This is a genomic window from Modicisalibacter coralii, from assembly GCF_004117855.1.
Taxonomy (GTDB): Bacteria; Pseudomonadota; Gammaproteobacteria; order Pseudomonadales; family Halomonadaceae; genus Modicisalibacter; species Modicisalibacter coralii.
On record NZ_QWBW01000012.1, the window covers coordinates 31,136 to 54,871 of the forward strand.

20 protein-coding genes and 2 pseudogenes are annotated in these 23,736 nt (G+C 67.2%); 15 read left to right on the forward strand and 7 right to left on the reverse strand.

Features of this window, described 5'->3' with window-relative positions:
• Window positions 1–53 precede the first annotated feature (53 nt).
• Both D0901_RS07530 and D0901_RS07535 read left to right on the forward strand, forming a co-directional pair.
• Entirely contained in the window at window positions 54–1,496 is a 1,443-nt protein-coding gene (locus tag D0901_RS07530; RefSeq protein WP_129139691.1) for an aminotransferase class V-fold PLP-dependent enzyme, read from the forward strand.
• Window positions 1,497–1,732: 236 nt separating this feature from the next.
• Window positions 1,733–2,572, forward strand: coding sequence for a hypothetical protein (locus D0901_RS07535; protein WP_129139692.1), 840 nt, complete (start codon window positions 1,733–1,735; stop codon window positions 2,570–2,572).
• Between the two features lie 88 nt (window positions 2,573–2,660).
• Here D0901_RS07535 and D0901_RS07540 read toward each other — a convergent pair whose 3' ends face one another.
• The 4 genes from D0901_RS07540 to D0901_RS07555 all read right to left on the reverse strand — a co-directional run bounded on the left by D0901_RS07540 (window position 2,661) and on the right by D0901_RS07555 (window position 6,507).
• Window positions 2,661–3,455 carry a carbon-nitrogen hydrolase family protein gene (locus D0901_RS07540; RefSeq protein WP_129139693.1) on the reverse strand — a complete coding sequence of 265 codons (795 nt, stop codon included), beginning with the start codon at window positions 3,453–3,455 and terminating at the stop codon, window positions 2,661–2,663.
• A complete protein-coding gene (gene pyrC / locus D0901_RS07545; RefSeq protein ID WP_129139694.1) occupies window positions 3,448–4,500 on the reverse strand; it encodes a dihydroorotase in 1,053 nt (350 codons plus the stop codon). The genes D0901_RS07540 and pyrC overlap by 8 nt, the downstream gene beginning before the upstream one ends.
• Window positions 4,501–4,668: 168 nt before the next feature.
• On the reverse strand, window positions 4,669–5,064 hold the full coding sequence (locus tag D0901_RS07550; RefSeq protein WP_129139695.1) for a VOC family protein: 396 nt from the start codon (window positions 5,062–5,064) through the stop codon (window positions 4,669–4,671).
• A gap of 249 nt (window positions 5,065–5,313) precedes the next feature.
• Entirely contained in the window at window positions 5,314–6,507 is a 1,194-nt protein-coding gene (locus tag D0901_RS07555) for an MFS transporter (RefSeq protein ID WP_129139696.1), read from the reverse strand.
• Between the two features lie 130 nt (window positions 6,508–6,637).
• On the opposite strand from D0901_RS07555, the gene gmk reads away from it, so the two are divergent.
• The 4 genes from gmk to D0901_RS07575 all read left to right on the forward strand — a co-directional run bounded on the left by gmk (window position 6,638) and on the right by D0901_RS07575 (window position 10,330).
• Complete coding sequence (gene gmk / locus D0901_RS07560; RefSeq protein ID WP_129139697.1) at window positions 6,638–7,270, forward strand: guanylate kinase; 633 nt, start codon at window positions 6,638–6,640, stop codon at window positions 7,268–7,270.
• A gap of 75 nt (window positions 7,271–7,345) precedes the next feature.
• Window positions 7,346–7,600, forward strand: coding sequence for a DNA-directed RNA polymerase subunit omega (gene rpoZ / locus D0901_RS07565; RefSeq protein WP_129139698.1), 255 nt, complete (start codon window positions 7,346–7,348; stop codon window positions 7,598–7,600).
• 95 nt (window positions 7,601–7,695) lie between these two features.
• Window positions 7,696–9,837: a bifunctional GTP diphosphokinase/guanosine-3',5'-bis pyrophosphate 3'-pyrophosphohydrolase gene (spoT, locus tag D0901_RS07570; RefSeq protein ID WP_129139699.1), complete on the forward strand. Its 2,142-nt coding sequence runs from the start codon at window positions 7,696–7,698 to the stop codon at window positions 9,835–9,837.
• Between the two features lie 103 nt (window positions 9,838–9,940).
• Window positions 9,941–10,330 (forward strand): RidA family protein, encoded by a 390-nt coding sequence (locus D0901_RS07575; protein WP_129139700.1) that lies wholly within the window; start codon window positions 9,941–9,943, stop codon window positions 10,328–10,330.
• Window positions 10,331–10,365: 35 nt separating this feature from the next.
• On the opposite strand, the gene D0901_RS07580 is transcribed toward D0901_RS07575, so the two are convergent.
• A complete protein-coding gene (locus tag D0901_RS07580; RefSeq protein ID WP_233440378.1) occupies window positions 10,366–11,292 on the reverse strand; it encodes an AraC family transcriptional regulator in 927 nt (308 codons plus the stop codon).
• Between D0901_RS07580 and D0901_RS07585 the strand changes: the two genes are divergently transcribed.
• The 4 genes and pseudogenes from D0901_RS07585 (at window position 11,266) to thpR (ending at window position 16,689) form a co-directional block, all read left to right on the forward strand.
• Window positions 11,266–11,595, forward strand: a complete 330-nt coding sequence (locus tag D0901_RS07585; protein ID WP_129139702.1) for a hypothetical protein — start codon at window positions 11,266–11,268, stop codon at window positions 11,593–11,595. The two genes, D0901_RS07580 and D0901_RS07585, sit on opposite strands and share 27 nt — an antisense overlap.
• A 120-nt stretch (window positions 11,596–11,715) precedes the next feature.
• A complete protein-coding gene (locus D0901_RS07590) occupies window positions 11,716–12,915 on the forward strand; it encodes an efflux RND transporter periplasmic adaptor subunit (protein WP_129139703.1) in 1,200 nt (399 codons plus the stop codon).
• A 97-nt stretch (window positions 12,916–13,012) separates the two neighbouring features.
• Window positions 13,013–16,118: pseudogene (locus tag D0901_RS07595) on the forward strand (efflux RND transporter permease subunit).
• A 34-nt stretch (window positions 16,119–16,152) separates the two neighbouring features.
• Window positions 16,153–16,689 carry an RNA 2',3'-cyclic phosphodiesterase gene (gene thpR / locus D0901_RS07600; RefSeq protein ID WP_203234820.1) on the forward strand — a complete coding sequence of 179 codons (537 nt, stop codon included), beginning with the start codon at window positions 16,153–16,155 and terminating at the stop codon, window positions 16,687–16,689.
• 15 nt (window positions 16,690–16,704) lie between these two features.
• Here thpR and D0901_RS07605 read toward each other — a convergent pair whose 3' ends face one another.
• Window positions 16,705–17,580, reverse strand: coding sequence for an SDR family oxidoreductase (locus tag D0901_RS07605; RefSeq protein WP_129139705.1), 876 nt, complete (start codon window positions 17,578–17,580; stop codon window positions 16,705–16,707).
• A gap of 71 nt (window positions 17,581–17,651) precedes the next feature.
• Here D0901_RS07605 and D0901_RS07610 point away from each other — a divergent pair, with 71 nt between their 5' ends.
• The 4 genes from D0901_RS07610 (at window position 17,652) to D0901_RS07620 (ending at window position 22,338) form a co-directional block, all read left to right on the forward strand.
• Window positions 17,652–18,578, forward strand: coding sequence for a hydrogen peroxide-inducible genes activator (locus D0901_RS07610; protein WP_129139706.1), 927 nt, complete (start codon window positions 17,652–17,654; stop codon window positions 18,576–18,578).
• The gene (gene recG / locus D0901_RS07615) at window positions 18,575–20,656 is read left to right on the forward strand and encodes an ATP-dependent DNA helicase RecG (RefSeq protein ID WP_129139707.1); all 2,082 of its coding nucleotides are present in this window, start codon (window positions 18,575–18,577) and stop codon (window positions 20,654–20,656) included. Before D0901_RS07610 ends, recG begins: the two co-directional genes overlap by 4 nt.
• A gap of 66 nt (window positions 20,657–20,722) precedes the next feature.
• Window positions 20,723–20,884, forward strand: coding sequence for a hypothetical protein (locus D0901_RS20870; RefSeq protein WP_162500838.1), 162 nt, complete (start codon window positions 20,723–20,725; stop codon window positions 20,882–20,884).
• On the forward strand, window positions 20,872–22,338 hold the full coding sequence (locus D0901_RS07620) for an ATP-binding protein (RefSeq protein WP_203234821.1): 1,467 nt from the start codon (window positions 20,872–20,874) through the stop codon (window positions 22,336–22,338). Before D0901_RS20870 ends, D0901_RS07620 begins: the two co-directional genes overlap by 13 nt.
• A 145-nt stretch (window positions 22,339–22,483) precedes the next feature.
• Here D0901_RS07620 and D0901_RS07625 read toward each other — a convergent pair.
• Window positions 22,484–22,633, reverse strand: a pseudogene (locus D0901_RS07625) (Lrp/AsnC ligand binding domain-containing protein); the annotation flags it as partial.
• A gap of 53 nt (window positions 22,634–22,686) precedes the next feature.
• Here D0901_RS07625 and D0901_RS07630 point away from each other — a divergent pair.
• The gene (locus D0901_RS07630; protein ID WP_129139709.1) at window positions 22,687–23,730 is read left to right on the forward strand and encodes a zinc-dependent alcohol dehydrogenase family protein; all 1,044 of its coding nucleotides are present in this window, start codon (window positions 22,687–22,689) and stop codon (window positions 23,728–23,730) included.
• Window positions 23,731–23,736: the final 6 nt, after the last annotated feature.

Below are 23,736 nucleotides of genomic sequence, written 5' to 3' on the forward strand. Positions count from 1 at the left end.
TATCATAGCCTCGTATACCGCGCTTGCATGTCCTCCTCTGTGACGAGGCCTCCATGACCACACTCGCCGACTTCACACACGTTCTCTCCGGCCCCGACCTGGTGGCGCGCCTGCGCCAGGGCCTGATCGGCGACGATATGCCGATCACCACGCCCTTCGGTCAGCGCCGCCTGCTCTACGCCGATTATGTCGCCTCCGGGCGCGCGCTGCGCCAGGTCGAGCGCTTCGTCAGTGAAGAGGTCCTGCCGTTCTATGCCAACTCGCACACCGAGGCGTCGCACTGCGGGCAGACCATGACCCGGCTGCGCCAGGAGGCAAGGACGCTGATCGCGCGGGAGCTCAACGCCGAGGATTGCCATGTGGTATTCAGCGGCAGTGGCGCCACCGCCGGTATCAACCGGATCGTGGCACTGCTCGATATCGCCGCCGGGGTGCACCGCGGCGAGCGCATCCGCGTGCTGGTCGGCCCCTACGAGCATCACTCCAACCTGCTCGCCTGGCGCGAGAGTGGCGCCGAGGTGGTCGAGATCCCCGAAGGCGAGGCCGGCGGGCCGGACCCGGCGGCGCTGGAGCGGGCACTGGTGGAGGCCGCCGGCAGTGACCTGATCGTCGGCGCCTTCTCGGCCGCCTCCAACGTTACCGGCATCATCAGCGACATCGACGACATCACCCGCCGGCTCAAGCGCCACGGCGCCCTGGCGATATGGGATTACGCCGGTGCCGGCCCCTATCTGGCGATGGACATGGCGCCCGCGCCGGACTGCCGCAAGGATGCCATCGTCTTCTCACCGCACAAGTTCGTCGGCGGTCCCGGGGCCTCCGGGGTCATGGTGGTGCGCGACAGCGTGGCACGGCGGCACACGTCTTCGCTGCCCGGCGGCGGCACGGTCAGCTTCGTTTCGCCCTGGGCGCACCGCTACAGCGCCAACCTGGCGGCGCGCGAGGAGGGCGGCACGCCCAACGTGATCGGTGACATTCGCGCCGCGCTGGCGCTGATGGTCAAGGCAGCGATCGGGCTGCCCGAGATCGCTCAGCGCGATGCCAAGCTGCGCCGCCGCGCCCTCGCCCACTGGGCCGACGAACCGCGGCTGGTGCTGCTGGGGCGCCAGGACGTGCCGGCACTGCCGATCTTCTCCTTCCGCGTACACGACACCGACGGCGGCCTGATCCACCATCAGCTGTTCACCCGCATGCTCTCGGACCTCCACGGTATCCAGGCCCGCGGCGGCTGCGCCTGCGCCGGGCCCTATGCCCATCGCCTGCTGGGGATCGACGCCTCCGCCTCGGCAGCCCTGGTCGAACGTCTCGACCAGGGGCAAGAACTGGAAAAGCCCGGCTGGGTAAGGCTGAGCCTGCATCTGCTCCACAGCGAGGAGCAGGTGGCGCGCCTTCTCGATGGCGTGCTCACCCTGGCCCGGGAAGCGCCGACCTGGGCCCGCCACTACCGCGCCGACCCGGCCACCGCACGCTTCCGAGCCGACACCGCCGAGGGATGACAGCCGCGCCGAGGCGGGTAAGATGATCCCCTTGGCTGGTCTTGCCGCGCATGAAGGCGTCACGCTCTAGCGCGATGCCTTCAGTGATCGTTAACAGATAGGTCAGGTGCAAAGGCAACGCCTAGTGCCTGGCTATCGCTTCTCTTTGGACTCGTCATCCTTCATGCTTAACGCTATCAGGCGTTGGCAAAAAGCCCCTCGCAGCCATCCATGTCGTTGCTTACCGACCCACATTCATGAATATTTCACTGTCTAAAAATGAAACCTCCACTTCGCCGTCACTGCTCGACCTGGCAAATCGTACGGTGTTGCGCGAAGACGCGGAGAGTAGTGACTATGTGACTTTCTACGAGGCGTTCAAAGGGCGAAAATTCCACATCCTCGTGAAAGAGGTGGGTGAGGGGCAGGTTGGTGTCGCCTTCCGCGAAGGCGAAGGCCTACAGAGTCTCGTCACCTCGGAGAGCCAACAGCTGCTCCACGAACAGCTCGAGACCTCAGGTCTGGAGCTGCGTGAAGTGACCGGCTTTGCCATCTTGCGCATGACGGAAAGCGTTGAATTCGTGCTCGGCATCATGGAAGGCGCAGAGGAGAAAGATTGGTTTTTCTTGACGCATGATCAGCTAGTGCTGCTGTACCGTATAGCCAACATCCAAGCGGCCCCGGCCGATGCAAGGTCGCTGGATGACCATCAGGTTTACAAGATGTACCCCAAGGCCTTCCTCGACTGGCTCTATCGCTACTGTCGCGAAAACCCGGATATCGAGCGATGCTGGTTCGTCATTGTGGCCATTGGTTCAGCCAACAACCTCGATGTCGTCGTCGTTCTCGACAGTCAAAGCGACACCCCCCATTTGGCACGGATTCGCGAACGTGCCAAGCCGGAATTCGCGGCAAATGTCAGTGTCCTCGACGAACAGGGCCTGGTGAACATTGCAGAGCAGGACGTGTCGACCACCATTCGGGCCAACAAGCCCCTTTTCGACCGTCGCCACAAGCAGCACCCCTTGGCGCGACTGGCTCGTGCGCTGCGCCGTCACCCCTTTACCTTTCTGACGGTCAACCTGACACAGGAGTAAGGCGTTAAATGAAGGGGGTGAGGGAGGCCATCGAAACACCGATCTCCTCCCCGAGCCCCTCGCTCCCGATGCGCGGAGAAGCCACCGCTCAGCCGTTACTACCCTCATGCTTGGCCACGAGATCCAACCCGACCACCCGCCCGTGCCAGCTGTCGTTCCGGCGGGTGGCGATAACGAGCGCGTCATGGTCATCGGCTACGGCCAATGGGCCTGAATCGGTCCAGAAGCCGCTGCCCCCGATCGCCGTCATGCCGCCGCCGACGCCGTTGTGGTTGGCCATGCCGACCAGCATGGCATAGCGCTCGGCGATCTCGGCCAGGCGCCGGGTATCGGCGTCATAGCCGCCCGCGGTGATCAAGGCGGCGGCGAGATAGACGGTCGCGCCCAGCGATGCACACTCGTCCCCATGCGCAGGGGCGTTGGTATCGGCACAGATGGCGAAGGCCACACGCTCACCGCCGATTTCGCAAACGATCTGCGTCTCGCCGACCTCGAAAGCGGCCTCTTCCCCGGGATGCAGATAGCGCTTGGCATAGGTCAGAGGCTCACCGCCCGCCGGGTCGAAGATCACCACCCCGACCCGGGGCCGGGTTTCACCGTTCAGCGGCAGCCCCGCCACCACGTGCATGCCGCAGCGCTCGGCCGCTGCACGCAATGGCGCCAGACGCGCGCTGCGCGGCGACAAGGCCAGCGCGGCGGCCAGACCGGGCTCGTAGCCGGTCAACGAGAGTTCGGGAAACACCAGCAGCGAGACACCTTGGCGTGCGGCCGCCTCGACCGCCGCCACGTGCCTCGCCAGATTGGCGTCGAGATCGCCGGCCTGCGCCGCCAGCTGCGCCAGGCCGATCACCAGCTCGGATCGCGAAGACGTCGCCTCAGTCATTCAGCGTCGTCTTCCAGGTCAGCGATTCACCGGCCTTGTAGGGTATGAAAGTGTTCTCGCCCTCGCCCACGCTGGGCGCCACCGGCGTGGGCCGGCGCGTCAGCGTGACGGTGCCTTCATTCAGCGGCAGACGGTAGAAACGCGGGCCGTTCTCGGAGCAGAAGGCTTCGAAGTGATCGAGCGCCCCCTCCTGCTCGAAGACATCGGCGTAGACCGACAGCGCCGCCTCGGCATTGAACACTCCGGCGCAGCCGCAGGCGGTCTCCTTGGCGGCACACACGTGCGGCGCGGAGTCGGTGCCGAGGAAGAAGCGCGGATGACCGCTGGCCACCGCGCGGCGCAGGGCCGCCTGATGCTCCTGACGCTTGAGAATCGGCAGGCAGTAGAGGTGCGGGCGGATACCGCCGACCAGCATGTCGTTGCGGTTCTGGGCCAGGTGCTGCGGGGTCAGGGTGGCGCCCAGATACTCATCGCCCTCGAGCACGAACTGGGCCGCATCCTTGGTGGTGATGTGCTCGAACACCACGCGTAGCTCGGGGAACTGGCGGCGGATATCGCTCATCACCTCATCGATGAAGACCTTCTCGCGGTCGAAGATATCGATCTCGCCCCGCGTCACCTCGCCGTGTACCAGCAGCGGCATGCCGATGCGCTGCATCGTCTCCAGCAACGGGTAGACGTCGCTGATGCGCTTGACCCCGTGCTGGGAGTTGGTGGTGGCGTTGGCCGGATAGAGCTTGGCCGCAGTGAAGACGCCTTCGGCGTGTCCACGGGTCAGCGTCTCGGCGCTCACGCTCTCGTTGAGATAGCAGGTCATCAGCGGGGTGAAGTCGTGACCGGTGGGCAGCGCGGCAAGAATACGCTCACGATAGGCCGCGGCGGCCTCGACCGTGGTCACCGGCGGCGCCAGGTTGGGCATGACGATGGCGCGGGCAAAGGTCGCGCTGGTGTAGGGCAGCACGGTGCGGGTGATCGCGTCGTCGCGCAGGTGCAGGTGCCAGTCGTCGGGGCGGCGGAGGGTGAGCGTGTCGGGCGCGGCGGTCATCGGAAACTCCTGGCAGGGGGTGAACGAGGGGCCCGTAGCATATCAGAGCGCGGTGCCCCGGGCGCGGCGGCTCTCCAAGGCGGCTCCGTCGCGCCGCCGCTTGGGCGCACGGCCGCTAGTCGTGGCGCCCGATATCAGCGTAAGACCTCGGCCCGCCCCACCGGACCATCACTCCGGGGCATGGCAAACGGCCTCCACGTTGTTGCCATCCGGATCGATCAAAAAAGCGCCGTAGTAGTTCTCGTGATACAGCGGGCGCAGGCCGGGCTTGCCGTTGTCGCTGCCACCGTTGGCCATGCCCTGGCGATGGAACTCCTCGACCTCTGCCCGGGACGGCGCCGAGAACGCCACGTGCCGGGGCGTGAAGCGCACCTTGCTTTCGATGACCCAGTAGGAAGGCTTGCCGTCGCGGCCGAAGGCACACATTCTCTGGGTTGGGAAATCCTGATTCCACTCCGCCACGAACTCCGTTTGCACGGAATACCCCAGCGGCGCAAACACCGCCTCGTAGAATGATTTTGTCGCGCCGTAATCCGTGGCATAGGTACTGATATGGTCAAACATGGTCTCTCCCCAAGCTCTGTCTGAAAAATCGACGAGCGATGGCCAGACAAGGCAAAAATTGACGAAAAAGCGGAGTTTACAAACCGTAAATGAGCATTTTGAGTCAAATTTTAACGCCGTATGGGCGAGCGCAGACATTTTTCAGACCCAGCGTAAGGGATTATGACACTGCACGAGAGCTTACTTTAGGCTTTGTACGAAAAACTGCCTTCGCTCGTCGACTTTTCGTACAAACCCATGCCATACGACTTACCCTTTCACCCCGCCTTGACCGCCAGTACGCCACAGCAACACAAGCGCCACGCAACAGAGCAGCGCCACCGCGCCGGAAAACCCCACTCCGGTGGCCGCCAGGCCGATCGTCCGTGACACCAGGCCGATGCCCACCACCGGGATCGACAGCGCCACGTAGGCGACGACGAAGAAGGTCGAGGTTACCGCGCCGCGATGCGCGGCGGGGCTCGCCGCGGCGAGCGCCCCCAGTCCGGCGCGAAAGGCCACCCCCTGGCCGAGTCCGGCGATGAGCGCCCCGCACAGGAAGGTAGCCAGCGAAGCCAGGGCGATGCCCGCGCCGATCGTCAGCGCGCCGACGAGCATCACCGCACAGCCCAGCGGCAGGCGCCACGCCGCGTCGACCCGCCCCTGCAGCCACTGCCCCAGGGTCGAGGCGAAGAACACCACCCCGGCGACCAGCCCGATCAGCGCCAGATTGGTCTGGCCCAGCACCTGCTTCATGAATGCCGGCACGGTGGCGGTGAAGAAGCCCAGCACCGCAAAGCCGGCGAACCCGGCGATCGCCGCCGGCACGAAGACGCCGCGCACCGACTCGGGCACGCTCAGCCGCTGGAACTCGAGGCGCGGACGCGGCGGCCGCTCGACCGTCTCCGGGGCGCGCCACACCGCCAGCACGCCGAGCACGGCCAGCGCCAGATGCAGCGCATAGGGCAGGTGCAGCGGCCAGGGCGCGTATTCGCCGAGCAACCCGGCGCATACCGGCCCCAACCCCAGGCCGCCCATGTTGACCGCGGTGGCGACTAAGGTCGCGCGACGCTTCCATGCCTCGGGGGCCAGCTCGATCACCGCCACCGTGGCCGTGCCGGTGAAGATGCCCGCCGAGACACCCGAGATCACCCGCGCGATCAACAGCAGCGGCAGTGAACCGGCGAGCAGGAACACCGCGTCGCTGAGCACGCTCGCGGCGAGCCCGGCGAGCAGCAGCGGTCGGCGGCCAAGCTGATCCGACCAGCGCCCGGTGACCAGCAGCGCGCCGATCACGCCCACGGCATAGGCGGCGAAGATCACCGTGATGGTCAGCTGCGAGAAGCCGAAGGCGTCCCGGTAGATCGGGTACAGGGGCGTCGGCAGGGTGGTGCCGAGCATGGTCAGCAGGAAGGCGGCGGCACCGCCGACGAAGGCGAAGGGCGAGACTGGGCGTTGGCTCATGGGTGTCCTTGCAGGGCAGCGCCGTACGGCGCGGGTGGGCGACGAGTCGACCCGCAACAGTGTAGTGGTCACGACCAATGTGCGATAATGCGCGATTCCCTTTCGCATCGGCTCAAACGGACTCGTCCACATGTCCCACGGCACGCTCTACATCGTTTCGGCCCCGTCGGGCGCGGGCAAGACCAGCCTGGTCCGCGGCCTGATCGACCGCCTCGACGACATCCAGGTTTCGGTATCGCACACCACGCGGGCGATGCGCCCCGGCGAGGTCGACGGGGTCAACTACCACTTCGTCGACGTCGGCACCTTCGAACGCATGATCGCGCGCGGCGACTTCTTCGAGCACGCCCGGGTCTTCGACAATCACTACGGCACCTCGCGGCCGGCGGTCCAGGCACTGCTCGCCGCGGGTACCGACGTGATTCTCGAGATCGACTGGCAGGGTGCGCGTCAGGTGCGTGAACAGATGCCCGAGGCCGTGTCGGTGTTCATCCTGCCGCCCTCGCGCGAGGCGCTCCGTCAGCGCCTTTCGGCGCGCGGCACCGACGGTCCCGAGGTGATCGCCCGGCGCATGCGCGACGCGGTCAGCGAGATGTCGCACTTCGACGAATACCAGCACGTGATCATCAACGACGACTTCGACGATGCCCTGGCCCAGTTGAGTGGCCTGGTGCTCGGCGAGCGCTCGCGGCTGGCGCGGGTCCGCGAGCGCCATGGCGCCCTGCTGGAAGCGCTCTTGTCACGCATCGAAGGGGTCGAGTAGACTCATCTGTCCTACCGCGCGATCATCGATCGCGCCCGCGAATCACGCTCTCAAGCTCAAGCAGGAATACCGTTCATGGCGCGAGTTACCGTAGAAGACTGTCTCGACCACGTCGAAAATCGTTTCAAGCTGGTGATGATCTCCACCCAGCGCGCGCGCCAGCTGGCTCGCGGCACCCGCGACGCCCAGTTGCCGTGGGAAAACGACAAGCCCACCGTGATGGCGCTGCGCGAGATCGCCGCCGGCAAGATCGACGAAAACGTGCTCGACGAGCCGGTCGAGGCGCCGGTGCGGCCGCGGCCCGAACCGAGCATCGATCCCGAGGCCTGACCGCGGGCTCACGGCGTCACGTCCGACGACCACACCGCACGCCCGTGATCCGGGCCGGTGCCCGACCACGAGGTTGCTGATCATAGGCGCGCTGCATGTTTACCATCGATGACCTGGCCGACCGCCTCGGCGGATATCTCCCGCAGGACGAGATCCAGCAGGTCAAGCGTGCCTTCTACTACGCCGAGCAGGCCCACGACGGCCAGCGGCGGCGTTCCGGCGAGCCCTACGTCACCCATCCGCTGGCGGTCTCCAACATCCTCGCCAACATGCACATGGACCATCAGAGCCTGATGGCCGCCATGCTGCACGACGTGATCGAGGATACCGGGGTGACCAAGGAGGCCCTGGCCGCGCAGTTCGGCGAGGCGGTGGCGGAACTGGTCGACGGCGTCTCCAAGCTCACCCAGATCACCTTCGAGGACAAGGCGGTCGCCCAGGCCGAGAATTTCCAGAAGATGGTGATGGCGATGTCCCAGGACATCCGGGTGATCATCGTCAAGCTCGCCGACCGCCTGCACAACATGCGCACCCTGGGGGCGCTGCGCCCCGACAAGAAGCGGCGCATCGCCCGCGAGACGCTGGAGATCTACGCCCGCATCGCCGGCCGGCTGGGCATCAACACCATCCGCGTCGAGCTCGAGGATCTCTCCTTCCAGGCGCTGTATCCGATGCGTGCCGAACGCATCAAGCGTGCCGTGTCGAAGGCCCGCGGCAACCGCCGGACGATGATCCGCCAGGTCCAGAACAGCCTGCAGAACTGCCTCGACGACGACGGCCTGCCGGGCACCGTGGTGGGCCGCCAGAAGCACCTGCTGTCGATCTATCGCAAGATGCGCGACCAGCGCAAGTCGTTCGCCGAGATCATGGACGTGTTCGGCTTTCGCATCATCACCGACGACGTCGATACCTGCTATCGCATCCTCGGCGCGGTGCACAACCTCTACAAGCCGGTGCCCGGGCGCTTCAAGGATTACATCGCGATCCCCAAGGCCAATGGCTACCAGAGCCTGCACACCACGCTGTTCGGCGCCAACGGCATGCCCATCGAGGTGCAGATCCGCACCCGCGAGATGGAGGCGATGGCCAACAACGGCATCGCCGCGCACTGGCTGTACAAGGCCGGTCAGACCGAACGGCCGATCGCCGCCGGCAGTCACGCCCGGGCACGGGAGTGGGTGCGCGGCCTGCTCGAGATGCAGCGCCACGCCGGCAACCCACTGGAGTTCATCGAGCACGTCAAGAACGACCTGTTCCCCGACGACATCTACGTGTTCACGCCCAAGGGCGACATCATGGAGCTGCCCCAGGGGGCCACGGCGGTGGACTTCGCCTACATGGTCCACACCGACATCGGCAACAGCTGCATCGCGTGTCGCATCGACCGCCACCTGGCGCCGCTGTCGAGCCGCCTGGAGAGTGGCCAGACCCTGGAGATCATCACCGCCCCGGGGGCGCGACCCAATCTCGCCTGGCTGAATTTCGTGGTCACCGCCAAGGCGCGTTCGGCGATCCGTCACGCGCTCAAGAACCAGCAACGCACCGAGTCGATCCAGCTCGGTCGGCGGCTGCTCAACAAGGCGCTGGCCGATTTCGAGACCAGCCTCGAGGAGCTGCCCGAGATGCGCCTGCCGGCGGTGCTCGACGACCTCGAGATCCGCAGCGTCGACGACCTGCTCGAGTCGATCGGCATGGGCACCCGCATGGCCTACGCCATCGCCCGGCAACTGGCGGAGGCGCCGGCCGGCCTGGAAGCCTCCCGGCCGTCCGCCGGCGACGGCTCATCGGCCGCGCCGGTGCTGATCAGCGGCACCGAGGGCATGGTGCTGAGCTTCGCGCGCTGCTGTCATCCGCTGCCCGGCGATCCGATCATCGGCCATCTCTCGGTGGGCAAGGGAATCGTCGTCCACCGGGTGGACTGCCGCAACCTCGACGATTTCAAGCGCGACGACCCCGACAAGCTGTTCACCCTGGAGTGGGCCCAGGACATCAGCGGCGACTTCCCGGTGGGCCTGCGTATCGAGATGGAGACGCGCCGCGGCCTGGTCGCCGAACTGGCTGGCCTGGTCACCGATGCCGATGCCAACATCGAGCGCATCGGCATCGAGGAGCGCGACGCCCGGCTGTCGATCGTCAACCTGACGCTGGCGGTGCGCGACCGGGTGCACCTGGCCAGTATCATCAAGCGGATTCGTCACCAGCCGCACGTCGGCCGGATCAGCCGCATCCGCAACTGACACCCAGCGCCCGTCCCGTCAGGCATGGCCTGGCGGGACGGGCGCCGTGTTTTCGGACGCCGCCCGGCAAAGACCGGGCACGACGCACTGAAGGAGTCTCGTCATGAGCAACAAGGCCGTCATCCAGACCGCCAAGGCGCCCGCCGCCATCGGTCCCTACTCCCAGGCCATCAAGGCCGGCAACACCGTCTACCTCTCCGGGCAGATCCCGCTCGACCCCGAGCGCATGGAGATCGTCGCCGGCGACGTCAAGGCCCAGGCCCGCCAGGTGTTCACCAACCTCGCCGCCGTCTGCGAGGAAGCCGCCGGCTCGCTGCAGGACATCGTCAAGCTCAACCTCTACCTGGTGGACCTGGACAACTTCGCGCTGGTCAACGAAGTGATGGAGGAATTCTTCCAGCCGCCCTACCCGGCGCGCGCCGCGGTGGGCGTGAAGGCGCTGCCGAAGGGCAGTCAGGTCGAGGCGGAAGGCGTCATGGTCATCGGCGACTGAGCGCCGCCGAACCGCTCGCTGCCGGACGCCGCCCCTCAGGCCAGCGTCCGGCTGGACATGACCGGCTGCTGCGCGGTTTCCGGTAGCTCGCCGCGCAGCTGGGTCACGTCCGCCCGCGGCGGCACCCCGAACATGCGGCTGTATTCGCGGCTGAAATGGGAGGGGCTGCTGTAGCCGACCCGGAAACTGGCCGTGGCCGCCTCCATCCCCTCGGCCAGCATCAGCCGACGCGCCTCGTGCAGGCGCAGGCGCTTCTGGAACTGCAGCGGCGACATCCGCGTCACCTGCTTGAAGCTGTGGAACAGCGACGACTCGCTCATGTTGACCAGCTCGGCGAGATCGCGCACTCGCAGCGGCTCCATGAAGCGCTCCTTGAGTACCGCAATCACCCGGGACATGCGCTGGGTCTGGCCGTCGGCCAGCGCGAACTTGCGCATGTAGGGCGCCAGCTCGCCGACCAGCGCCCGGTAGAGAATCTCGCGCCGTACCAGCGGCGCCAGGATGGCGATGTCCCACGGCGTGTCGAGCAATCCGACCAGTCTGGCCATCGCCTCCAGCATTCCCGCATCCGCCCTCGCCAGGCCGAGCCCGCAGACCCCATCCGGACACTCGTCCTCCGACGCCCGCGCCACCGGCGCGCCCATCGCCAGCATCAGGTCGGCGACCTCCTGAGCGTCGACCGTGAGCTTGATGCCCAGGTAAGGCTTCTGCGGCGAGGCATCGGTCACCTTGCCGAGAATCGGCAGCGGCACCGCCGAGACCATGCAGTTGAGCGGGCCATAGTCGATCTGGCGATCCCCCAGCCACACCGTCTTGGCACCCTGGGCGATCAGACACAGCGCCGGCTCGTAGACCCGCGAGCCCATGCAGCCGGTGGGCGAATCGGCACGCACCAGCTCGAGGCCGGGGACGGCACTGGCGATGAACCCCTCACCATGGGCGTGATCGAGAATTCGACCCACGAGAGTATTCATCAATTCATCGAACGACGGCTCGGCTTGCCTGGAGATGGGCTGTGCGGCGGTCACGAATTCTCTCCCGAACTGGCAGATGGCAAAGCAACAGAGGGTGACCGGGAGTATAAGCCCGATTTCACGGCACTTGGCGGCAAAACGCCGAGCTTTGCAGGATTGGGCAAGCACGCCGAAGGATTCGACAATCCTCGCCGAGAATCGCGTCAGGCAAGACTCGACAGGCGACATCGGCACGGTGGCCGCTTCCTAGACCTCGGAGAATCGGGCAAGCAATCGGGAGAAAACCGATAACGTCGTTCGCCGCGCCCCCGCTACAGTTCCCTTCCTGACTCCCGCCCCTCGTTCGACGACGGCGCTCCCCGGAGCGCGCACGGTCGCCGACGCCACCCTGACGAAAATGCGGAGCGAAGCATGAACGCGAGGATCCTTCAGGACACCGGCGGCAGCCGGAGGCCGGCGGCCCTGCTGCCGATATCGTTGTTGCTGGCGGCGCTGCTGCTGGCCGGCTGCGATGCCCACGGCGAGCCCCAGGCCGCTGCCCCGCCACCGCCCGAAGTCGATGTCGCCACCGTCACGGCCGAGCCGATCACCCTCACCGAGACCTTCACCGGGCGCATCGAGGCGCCCGAGACCGTGGCACTACGCCCGCGGGTGAGCGGCTATGTCGATGAGATCGCCTTCACCGAGGGCCAGCTGGTCAAGGCCGGCGACCTGCTGTTCCAGATCGACCCGCGCCCCTATGCGGCGCGCGTCGATGCCGCCAAGGCGGCCCTGGCCCAGGCGCGTAGCCAGCGTCAGCTCGCCGATGTCGAAGCCAGCCGCTCGCGCCGGCTGATCGGCCGCCACATGATCTCCCAGGAGCAGCACGACCAGCGCCAGGCAGCGGCCCAGGACGCCCGCGCGCGCGAAGCGCAGGCCCGCGCCGCGCTCACCAGCGCCGAACTCGACCTCGCGTACACCCGCGTCACCGCGCCGATCTCCGGGCGCATCGGGCGGGCGCTGGTCACCCGCGGCAACCTGGCCAGCGCCGACCAGACGCTGTTGACCACGCTGGTTTCGGTCGACCCGCTCTATGTCTACTTCGACAGCAACGAGAGCGGCGCCGAGAACACGCTGGCGAGCGTCGACCCCGACCACCCCGTGGCGGTGCGGGTGAGCCTCACCGGCGAGAGCGGCTTCCCCCATCGCGGTCGGCTCGACTTCGTCGACAACCGTATCGATCCCACCACCGGCACCCTGACCTACCGCGCCGTGCTCGACAATCCGGACGGGCGCATCCGCCCCGGCCAGTTCGCCCGCGTCGAGATGCCCGTCGCCGCGCTCACCGCGGCGCTGCTGATCGACCGCCAGGCGGTGCTGACCAACCAGGATCGGCGCTTCGTCTATCGGGTGGCCGATGACAACAGCGTCACGCCGCAACCGGTGGTGACCGGCGCCGCGGTGGGCGACCGAGTGGTGATCCGCGACGGTCTCGCCCCGGGAGACCGCATCGTGGTCAACGGCACCCAGAAGATCTACGCCCCCGGCATGACCATCTCACCGCATCCGGTCGACCCACGACCGACCGACCCGCAGCCGGCGGCCCAGGGCGCGCTCGCCGCGCGCTCTTGACAGGCGGCGGCGCTCACCACGCGCCGCCTGCGCCAACCATTCCCGGGAACGACGACAAGCGGCGGGCATCGCATCCGCCGCACAGGAGCCCCAAGGCATGAATGTTTCGCGTTTCTTCGTCGACCGCCCGATCTTCGCCGCGGTGCTGTCGATCGTCATGTTCGCGCTCGGCGCGATCTCGATCCCCAACCTGCCGATCGGCGAGTATCCGGAGGTGGTGCCGCCCTCGGTGCTGGTCCGCACGGTCTACCCCGGCGCCAACCCCAAGGAGATCGCCGACACCGTCGCCGCGCCGCTCGAGGAGGCGATCACCGGTGTCGAAGGGATGATGTACTACAAGTCGGTCGCCGGTTCCGACGGGGTGCTGCAGATGACCGTCACCTTCCGCCCCGGCACCGACGCCGAGCAGGCCACGGTGCGGGTGCAGAACCGGGTCAGCCAGGCCCTGGCGCGCTTGCCCGAGGCGGTGCGCCGCCAGGGCGTGACCACCCAGAAGCAGTCGCCGACCTTTCTGATGGTGGTGCACCTGGTCTCGCCGGACGACCGCTACGACACTCTCTACCTGCGCAACTACGCCCGCCTGCACGTGCGCGACCAGCTGGCGCGCATCCCCGGCGTGGGCGAGGCGCAGCTGTTCGGCGGCGGCGACTACGCCATGCGCGTGTGGCTCGACCCGGACCGGGTCGCCGCCCACGGCCTCACCGCCGGCGACGTGGTGGCGGCGATCCGCGACCAGAACGTGCAGGTCTCCGCCGGGCAGATCGGCGGCGAACCGATGCCGGACAGCGACTTCCTGACCCTGATCAACGCCAAGGGGCGCCTGACCAGCGAGGCGGAGTTCGGCGACATCGTGCTCAAGACCGGCGCCGATGGCGACATTCTCAGACTCAAGGATGTCGCCCGGCTGCAGCTCGGCGCCGGCGACTACACCCTGCGCGCCCGTCTGGATGGCAAGGACGCGGTGGCGATCGGCATCTTCCAGTCGCCCGGGGCCAACGCGCTGGAGATTCGCGATCAGGTGATCCATACCATGGACGAGCTGGCGACCCAGTTCCCCGCCGGGCTCGAGTATCGCAGCGTCTACGACACCACGCTGTTCGTCACCGATTCGATCCACTCGGTGATCCAGACCCTGCTGGAAGCGGTGCTGCTGGTGGTGCTGGTGGTGACGCTGTTCCTGCAGACCTGGCGCGCGTCGCTGATCCCGCTGCGGGCTGGTGCTGGCGATCGGTATCGTCGTCGACGACGCCATCGTGGTGGTGGAGAACGTGGAGCGCAACATCGAGCAGGGGCTGGCGCCACGCGCCGCGGCGCATCAGGCAATGCGCGAGGTCTCGGGGCCAATCGTGGCCATCGGCCTGGTGCTGTGCGCGGTGTTCGTGCCGATGGCCTTTCTCTCCGGGGTGACCGGCCAGTTCTATCGCCAGTTCGCGGTGACCATCGCCATCTCCACGGTCATCTCGACGATCAACTCGCTGACGCTGTCGCCGGCCCTGGCGGCGATGCTGCTCAGGCCCCACGATGCGCCCAAGGATCGCCTGACGCGGGTGATCGACGCCCTGTTCGGCTGGCTGTTCCGGCCCTTCAACCGGCTCTTCAACGCCGGCTCCGAGCGCTACCGGGGCGTGGTGTCGCGCAGCCTGAAACGCCGCGGCGCGGTGTTCGTGATCTACCTGATCCTGCTCGGGGCCACCAGCTATCTGTTCAAGACGGTGCCGCCCGGGTTCATTCCGGTGCAGGACAAGATGTACCTGATCGCCGGCGTCAAGCTGCCCGAGGGCGCCTCCCTCGAGCGCACCGACGCCCTGCTGCGTCAGGTGGTGGATATCGCCATGCACACCGATGGGGTCGAGCACGCGATCTCGTTCCCGGGGCTCAATGCGCTGCAGTTCACCAACACCTCCAACACCGGCCTGGCGTTTCTGACCCTGACGCCGTTCACCGAGCGCACCCGCACGGCAGCGGAGATCAATGCCGAGCTCGCCGGCAAGCTCGCCGCCCTCAAGGACGGCATCGCCTTCTCGTTCATGCCGCCACCGATCCTGGGGCTCGGCAACGGCTCCGGCTATCAGCTGTTCCTCGAGGATCGCGGCGGCCTCGGCTACGGCCCGCTGCAGGAAGCGGTCAACGCCTTCCAGGGCGCGGTGATGCAGACCCCGGGGATGTCCTATCCGATCACCAGCTATCAGGCCAACGTGCCCCAGCTCGATGCCGACGTCGACCGCTTGAAGGCCAAGTCCCAGGGGGTGGCGGTGGCCGATCTCTTCGACACCCTGCAGACCTATCTGGGCTCGACCTACGTCAACGATTTCAACCAGTTCGGCCGCACCTGGCAGGTCATTGCCCAGGCCGATGCCCCCTACCGCGACAGCGTCGAGGACATCGCCCGCCTGCGCACCCGCAACGCCCAGGGCGAGATGGTACCGATCGGCTCGATGATAAAGGTCCACCAGACCTTCGGCCCCGACCCGGTGCTGCGCTTCAACGGCTACCCCGCCGCCGATCTCGCCGGCGAGGCCGACCCGCGGGTGCTCTCCTCGCCCCAGGCGATGGCCGAGCTGACCCGGATCGGCGCCCAGGTGCTGCCGGCAGGGATCGACTTCGAGTGGACCGATCTCAGCTATCAGCAGGCGACCCAGGGCAACGCCGCGCTGATCGTGTTCCCGCTGGCGGTGATGCTGGTGTTCCTGGTGCTGGCCGCGCTCTACGAGAGCTGGACCCTGCCGCTGGCGGTGATCCTGATCGTGCCGATGTGCGTGCTCTCGGCGCTGATCGGGGTGCGCCTGGTGGGCGGCGATACCAATATCTTCGTCCAGGTGGGGCTGGTGGTGCTGATCGGGCTGGCGTGCAAGAACGCGATCCTGATCGTCGAGTTCGCCCGCGAGCTGGAGCTCGAGGGTCGCGAGACCGTGGCCGCGGCGCTGGAAGCCTGCCGTCTGCGCCTGCGCCCGATCGTCATGACCTCGATCACCTTCACCGCGGCGGTGATACCGCTGGCGCTGGGCCACGGCGCGGGCGCCGAGGTCCGCCAGGCGCTGGGAGTCGCGGTGTTCGCCGGCATGCTCGGGGTGACCCTGTTCGGCCTGCTGCTGACCCCGGTGTTCTATGTCGCGCTGCGCAAGCTGGCCGGGCCGCTGAAGCACGCCCATGCGTCTACGCTGGAGGGGGAGAACGTCGGGCAGCCGAAGGATGGCCACGCCTGACGCCCCATGCGCGCCAGACACCGGAGTCGACATCGTGACACAGCCCTATCGGCTCTTCTTCGCCCTGTGGCCGGACAGCGAGTTGCGCGACCGCCTGGCGACGCTGGCCCACGAGGCGCGGCGCCATTGCGGCGGGCGCGCCACGCCGCCGGACAAGCTGCACCTGACGTTGGCGTTTATCGGCGAGGCTGGCGCGGCGCAGGCCGAGTCGCTGACGGCGGCCACGCGCCGGCTATGCATGGCGCCGGGTACCTGGCGGCTCGACCATGGCGGGCACTTCCGCGGCGGCGGGATCGTCTGGCTGGGCGGCGACGACGGCGCCGAGACGCTGACGGCGCTGCACCGTCGACTCGCCGCGCTGGCCGAGGCGGCGGCCGGCCTGCCGTTGCCGTCCGACCGGCCCTTTCGCCCCCACGTCACCCTACGCCGACGCGCCAAGCCGCCACCCGCCGCCTGGCCGGGGGTCACCCTCGACTGGCACTATCGACGGGTGGCGCTGGTGGCATCAAGCCAGCGAGACGGCCAGCACCGCTATCGGACGCTGGCCGTCTCGGAGACAGCGTCTGGCTGAGGGACCGAGAAGAGATCAGGCCTTGGCGGGCTTGGCCGGGTCGGCGCTGGCCAGCACCTGGGCATAGCCCTCGCGGAAGGTCGGGTAGCGGAAGTGGTAGCCGGTCTCGCGCAGACGGGTATTGTCGCAGCGCTTGCTGGAACGACGCTTGAGCGGCGATTGCATGGTCTCGCTGCTCTCGATGCCGAGGCGCTGGGCCAGCCAGGCGGTCACGTCGTGCAGCGGCACCGGTTCGCAGTCGCTGGCCAGATACAGCGGCTCGAGCGGCTGGTCGTCCAGGGCCCGGCCGATCAGGTGGGCGAGCACCCCGGCACAGTCGTCGCGATGGATGCGATTGGTATACATCGGCGGCACGGCAGCGGCCATGCGACCCTCGCGAACCTGCTGGATCAAGCGGTCGCGGCCGGGGCCGTAGATCCCCGAGAAGCGCACCACGGTGCCCGGCAGGGCGTGCTCGGTCAGCGCGCGTTCGGCGGTCAGCATCAGTTGCCCGGAGAAACCGCGCGGCTCGGTCGGCGAGGTCTCGTCGACCTGTTCGCCGTCCTGCTGGGCATAGACGCTGGTCGAGGAGACGAAGAACACCCGCTTCGGCGCCTTGTCGCGCCGCTCGAGTTCGCCGAGTACCGCCTTCAGCCCGTCGGGATAGGCGGCCCGGTAGGCGCTCTCGTCGAAATGATCGGCGCTGGCCACGTAGACCACGATGTCGGCGTCGGGCAGCGACGCCAGCGCGGCCTCGTCGGTGAGGTCGAGAGCCAGCGGCTCGATGCCGGTCCCCTCGAGCGCCTGCGGACGGCGCCGAACGCCGACCACGCGATGGCCGGCATCGACGAGCAAGCGGCCGAGCGTCGTTCCGATGTCGCCACAGCCGAGAATCAGACTGGTATTCTTCACCTTTACCTGGCTCCTTGGTAAAAACGAAAGCATCCATTGTTGCAACAGGACAGCCCATTGCGGGCCACACCATGACTCTAACAGAACTTCGCTATATCGTAACCTTGGCGCAGGAGCGCCATTTCGGCCGGGCCGCCGAGCGCTGCTTCGTCTCGCAGCCGACGTTGTCCGTGGCCGTGAAGAAGCTCGAGGAGGAGCTCGGGGTGGCGCTGTTCGAGCGTTCCAAGTCGACGGTTCAGGTCACGCCGCTGGGCGAGAAGGTGATCGAGCAGGCCCAGCGCGTGCTCGAACAGGCCAGCCTGATCCGCGAGCTGGCCAACGAAGGCAAGGATCAGTTGAGCAGCCCGATCCGTATCGGCGCGATCTACACCATCGGCCCTTACCTGTTTCCCTACCTGATTCCCGAGCTGTCGCGCAGCGCACCGCAGATGCCGCTGTACATCGAGGAGAACTTCACCGCCGAACTGCGACGCAAGCTGCGCAGCGGCGAACTCGATGCGATCATCGTCGCCCTGCCCTTCACCGAGGCCGACGTGGTCACCCGCGCGCTCTACGACGAGCCCTTCGAGGTACTGATGCCCAGCGGCCACCCCTGGGCGCAGAAGAAATTCATCGACAAGGACGACCTGGCCCGCGAGCGCCTGCTGCTGCTCGGCGAGGGCCACTGCTTCCGCGACCAGATCCTCGAGGCCTGCCCGGCGATCGGCAGCCAGCTCAACAACCCGTCCAACACGCTCACCGCCGAGGGCGGCTCGCTGGAGACCATTCGTCACATGGTCGCCTCCCGGCTGGGCATCACGGTACTGCCCAGTTCGGCGATCGGCACCAACCACTACGAATCGGGGCTGCTGGAGAGCCGGCCGTTCGCCCCCGAGGCACCCAGCCGCACCGTGGCGATCGCCTGGCGCGCCAGCTTCCCGCGGCCCAAGGCGATCGACGCCCTGATCGAGGCCATCGAACGCTGCCGCCAGCAGCAGGCCGACCCCGTTCCGGCATGAATGATCTGGCGCAACCGGTCACCGAACTGACCGGCGTCGGCGAGGCGCTCGCCGCCAAGCTGGCCCGGCTGCGCGTCCAGACGATCGCCGACCTGCTGTTTCACCTGCCGCTGCGCTATCAGGACCGCACCCGGATCACCCCGATCGGCACCCTGCGCGCCGGCATGGAGGGCGTCGTCGAGGGCGAGGTGTCGGCCGCCGACGTGGTCAAGGGGCGCCGGCGCAGCCTGCTGGTGCGGCTCAAGGACGACTCGGGGATCATCAGTCTGCGTTTCTTCCACTTTTCGCCGGCCCAGCAGCAACAGTTCCAGCGCGGCACCCACGTGCGCTGTTTCGGCGAGGCGCGGGCCGGCGCCACCGGGCTCGAGATCTACCACCCCGAGTACCGGTTGATCGGCACCGGCGAGGCACCGGTCGAGGATCACCTGACGCCGATCTACCCCACCACCGAGGGGCTCACCCAACCGCGCCTGCGCGGGCTGATCGGCCAGGCGCTCAAGCGGCTCGCCGAGGCCCCCGAGTCGCTGCCCGACGGCATCCCCGAGCCGCTGCGCGAGCGCTTCCGCCTGCCCGGGCTCCACGAGTGCCTGCGCTACCTGCACGAGCCGCCGCCGGACGCCGATCTCGAGCGCCTCGCCGAGGGCCGTCATCCCACCCAGCGGCGCCTGGCCCTCGAGGAGCTGCTCGCCCACCAGTTGAGCCTGCGCCAGGTGCGCCTGCGCATCCAGGCCGACGGCGCTCCCGCGCTGCCCTCGGGCCGCGGCCTGCAGGCGCGTTTCGTCGCCCAGTTGCCGTTCTCGCTGACCGGCGCCCAGCAACGTGTGCTCGACGAGATCGCCCGCGACCTGGAGACCGAGTGCCCGATGCTGCGGCTGGTTCAGGGCGACGTCGGCTCGGGCAAGACGGTGGTCGCGGCGATGGCCGCGCTGGCCGCCATCGCCGGTGGCTGCCAGGCGGCGGTGATGGCGCCCACCGAGATTCTCGCCGAGCAGCATTTCCGCAACTTCCGCGAGTGGTTCGCGCCGCTGGGCATCGAGGTCGCCTGGCTCGCCGGCAAGCTCAAGGGCAAGGCGCGCCTCGATACCAAGGCGGCGATCGCCGACGGCCGCGCCCAGGTGGTGGTGGGCACCCATGCGCTGTTCCAGGAGGACGTCCACTTCCAGCGCCTGGGCCTGGCGATCGTCGACGAGCAGCATCGCTTCGGCGTCCACCAGCGTCTGGCGCTGCGCCAGAAGGGCGAGGCCGGCGGGCTGACCCCGCACCAGTTGATCATGACCGCCACGCCGATCCCGCGCACCCTGGCGATGAGCGCCTACGCCGATCTCGACCTGTCGGTGATCGACGAGCTGCCGCCGGGACGCACCCCGGTGCAGACCGTGGCGGTCCCCGACGAGCGCCGTCCCGAGGTGGTGGCGAGGATCCGCAACGCCTGCGCCGAGGGGCGCCAGGCCTATTGGGTCTGCACGCTGATCGAGGAGTCCGAGGCCCTGCAGTGCCAGGCCGCCGAGGCGACCCGCGACGCCCTGACCGAGGCTCTGCCGGAACTCGCCGTGGGACTGGTCCACGGGCGCATGAAGGCCGCCGAGAAGGCGGCGGTGATGGCGGCTTTCAAGAGCGGCGAACTCGACCTGCTGGTCGCCACCACGGTGATCGAGGTGGGCGTCGACGTGCCCAATGCCAGCCTGATGATCATCGAGAACCCCGAGCGGCTGGGGCTGTCGCAGCTTCACCAGCTGCGCGGGCGGGTCGGACGTGGGAGCACCGAGAGCTTCTGCGTGCTGCTCTATCATCCGCCGCTGTCGGCCCACTCCCGGGAGCGCCTGGCGGTGATGCGCGAGAGCACCGACGGCTTCCGCATCGCCGAGAAGGATCTCGAACTGCGCGGTCCCGGCGAGGTGCTGGGCACCCGCCAGACCGGCCTGGCGCAGATGAAGATCGCCGACCTGGAGCGCGACCGCGACCTGCTCGAACGGGTCAGCCCGCTGGCCCGGGCGCTGCTCGAGGAAGCCCCGGATGCCAGCGAGCCCTTGATCCGGCGCTGGCTGGGCGACGAGGCGGGACGCTATGGGCAGGTGTGAGGCATTTGCCTCGATACGCCATCACCCGTCTACAAGCCTCCCGCTGACCGATCCACAGGAGCACGCATGAGCGCGACCGAGCAATGCGACATCATTGAGCACAGTGTCAGCCCGCCACTGAGTGACCAATCATTTGCGGACACATTGCCCGCCGATGTCGTCATCGGTATGTCCTTGAGACCCACCGCCAATGACACGAACAACGGAGGCAAGGTATGCAGCCCGTGAATCGTGCTCGGGATATCGATCTGGTCGATGAATTACGCAGCCACCCCGCAGAATTGCCTTGGCTGGAGTTCAAGCAGGACAACATCGATCCGGACGTAATCGGCAAGCGCTGTTCCGCCCTCGCCAACGCGGCGCGCGTCGAGGGGCAAGATTGCGGCTATATGCTCTGGGGTATCGACGATGCCACGCATGCCGTGGTGGGCACCCGTTTCCAGCCCGACGGCCAGCGCGTCAAGGGGCAGGAGTTGCAGCTCTGGCTCGCCAATCAGCTGCAGCCCAGTATCGCTTTCACCTTTCGCGTGATCGATCATCCGGAAGGCCGAGTGGTCATGCTCGAGATCCCCGCCGCTACGACAGCGCCGATCGCCTTCAAGAATATTGCCTATATCCGCGTCGGTAGCACGACACCCAAGCTAGCCGACTATCCCGAGCGCTATAAGCAGCTCATCGAGTCTCTCCGTCCTTATGTCTGGGAATACGGCGTGGCACTGTCTTACCAGACGGGCGACGACGTACTGGCACTGATCGACTATGCCCAATATTTTCGCTACACGCGTCAGCCCCTGCCGGACAACCGGGCGGGGATCTTCGAACGCCTGTCCGCGGATCGGCTCATCGAACGCGATGTCGGCGAGCGATGGAACATCACCCACCTGGGTGCGATGCTTTTTGCCGTGCGCCTCGAGGACTTCGAGGCGTCGCTATCGCGCAAGGCGGTGCGCCTGGTCGTCTACGATGGCCACAACCGCGCCGCGACAGTCACCCACCGCCTGGATGGCAAGAAGGGTTACGCCTGTGGCTTCGAGGGGCTGGTCGACTATATCAACGATGTCGTACCGCATAACGAACACATCGGCCGAGCACGCCGCGAATCTCGACCACTGTTTCCTGAACTGGCCGTTCGTGAGTTGGTGGCGAATGCGCTGATTCACCAGGACATGACGATTACTGGAGCAGGCCCGCAGATCGAGATATTCCGTGACCGGATGGAAATCACCAACCCGGGGCGGCCATTGATCCAGGCAGAACGCATGATCGATCTGCCGCCGCGCTCTCGCAATGAAACGCTGGCTTCTCTCATGCGACGGATGAGATTCTGTGAAGAACAGGGCAGCGGCCTGGACAAGGTCGTTGCCGAGGTCGAGCTGTACCAGTTACCGCCCCCGCTGTTTCGAGAAGAGGGCGACGCCACGCAGGTAGTGCTCTATGGGCCGCGGAAATTCGCTGACATGACGCCTGACGAACGCGTTCGAGCCTGTTATCAGCACGCCGTGCTGAAGTTCTTGAGTGGCGGGGAGCGGATGAAAAACGCCACGCTTTGCCAACGTTTCGGCATCGATCCCAGAAACGCATCGCAGGCCTCGGCCGTGATCAGGAAGACGCAGGCAGCAGGACTGATCAAGGTTGCCGACCCCGATCACCCACGCGCCGGGTACGTCCCGGGCTGGGCGTGATTTCTTGATCGAGTTTTCATTCTGGGCGATACCGGCCCTTTCAACCCCTTTTAAAATTCATATAAAACAAAGACTTAAAGACACCATCCATAGCAAGTTTTCTTGATCGGGTTTTGATCGACGGGAAGCAGCACGGGCGTCTGTCTCAATCCAGCGGCAGCCGGTTGGTCGACTTCACCTCGCGCAGCGACAGGCTGGAGCGGATATTGGTCACCCCTGGCAGCCGTCGCAGCTCGCGCTCCACGAACTGGCTGTAATCGTCTAGGTCCTTGGCCACGATGATCAGCAGGAAGTCGTCGTCGCCGGTACGGCACTTCCACTAAACCCTCCAGCGTACGAGTCATCGCCATGAAAGCCGTGGTCTTCGAAAGCTTCCAGACACCTCCCAGTATCCAGACCGTTCCCGATCCCTCTCCTGCCCCCCACGGCGTGGTGGTGCGGGTAGAGGCATCGGGGCTGTGCCGCAGCGACTGGCACGCCTGGATGGGGCACGACAGCGACATCGTGCTGCCCCACGTGCCCGGGCACGAGCTGGCCGGCACCATCGTCGCGGTGGGCAAGGAGGTCACTCGCTGGCAGCCGGGCGCGCGGGTCACCGTGCCCTTCGTCAGCGGCTGCGGCGCCTGCCACGAGTGCCGCAGCGGCCACCAGCAGGTATGCCACCACCAGGTGCAGCCCGGTTTCACCCAGTGGGGCTCCTACGCCGAGTACACCAGCCTGCAGCATGCCGATCTCAACCTGGTCGCGCTGCCCGAGAGCATGGACTTCGCCACCGCCGCGGGCCTCGGCTGCCGTTTCGCCACCGCCTTCCGCGCGGTGGTCGATCAGGGCCGGGTCAGCGGCGGGCAGTGGGTCTGCGTCTATGGCTGCGGCGGGGTCGGGCTGTCGGCGATCATGATCGCCAGCGCCCTGGGCGCTCAGGTGGTGGCGGTGGATATCGACGACGCCAAGCTGCGCCTGGCGCGGGAACTCGGCGCCACGGCGACGCTGAATGCCACGCAGTGTGCGGATGTCGTCGCGGCGGTCCGCGAGCTGAGCCAGGGTGGCGCCCATGTCTCGCTGGACGCGCTGGGCAGCCGGCTCACCTGCCAGAACTCGATCCTGAGTCTGCGCACCCGAGGCAAGCACGTGCAGGTGGGGCTGATGGCGGGGGACCAGCAGTCGCCGCCGCTGCCCATGCACCGGGTGATCGCCGAGGAGCTGGAGATTCTGGGCAGCCACGGCATGCAGGCGCACCGCTACGGCGCCATGCTCGACATGGTGCGCCACGGCCGGCTCGACCCGGCGCGGCTGGTCGGCCGGCGTATTGGCCTGGCCGAAGCGCCGGCGGCGCTGATGGCGATGGATTCGTTCCAGGGTGTGGGGGCCACGGTGATCACCGACTTCCGCTAGGCCTGT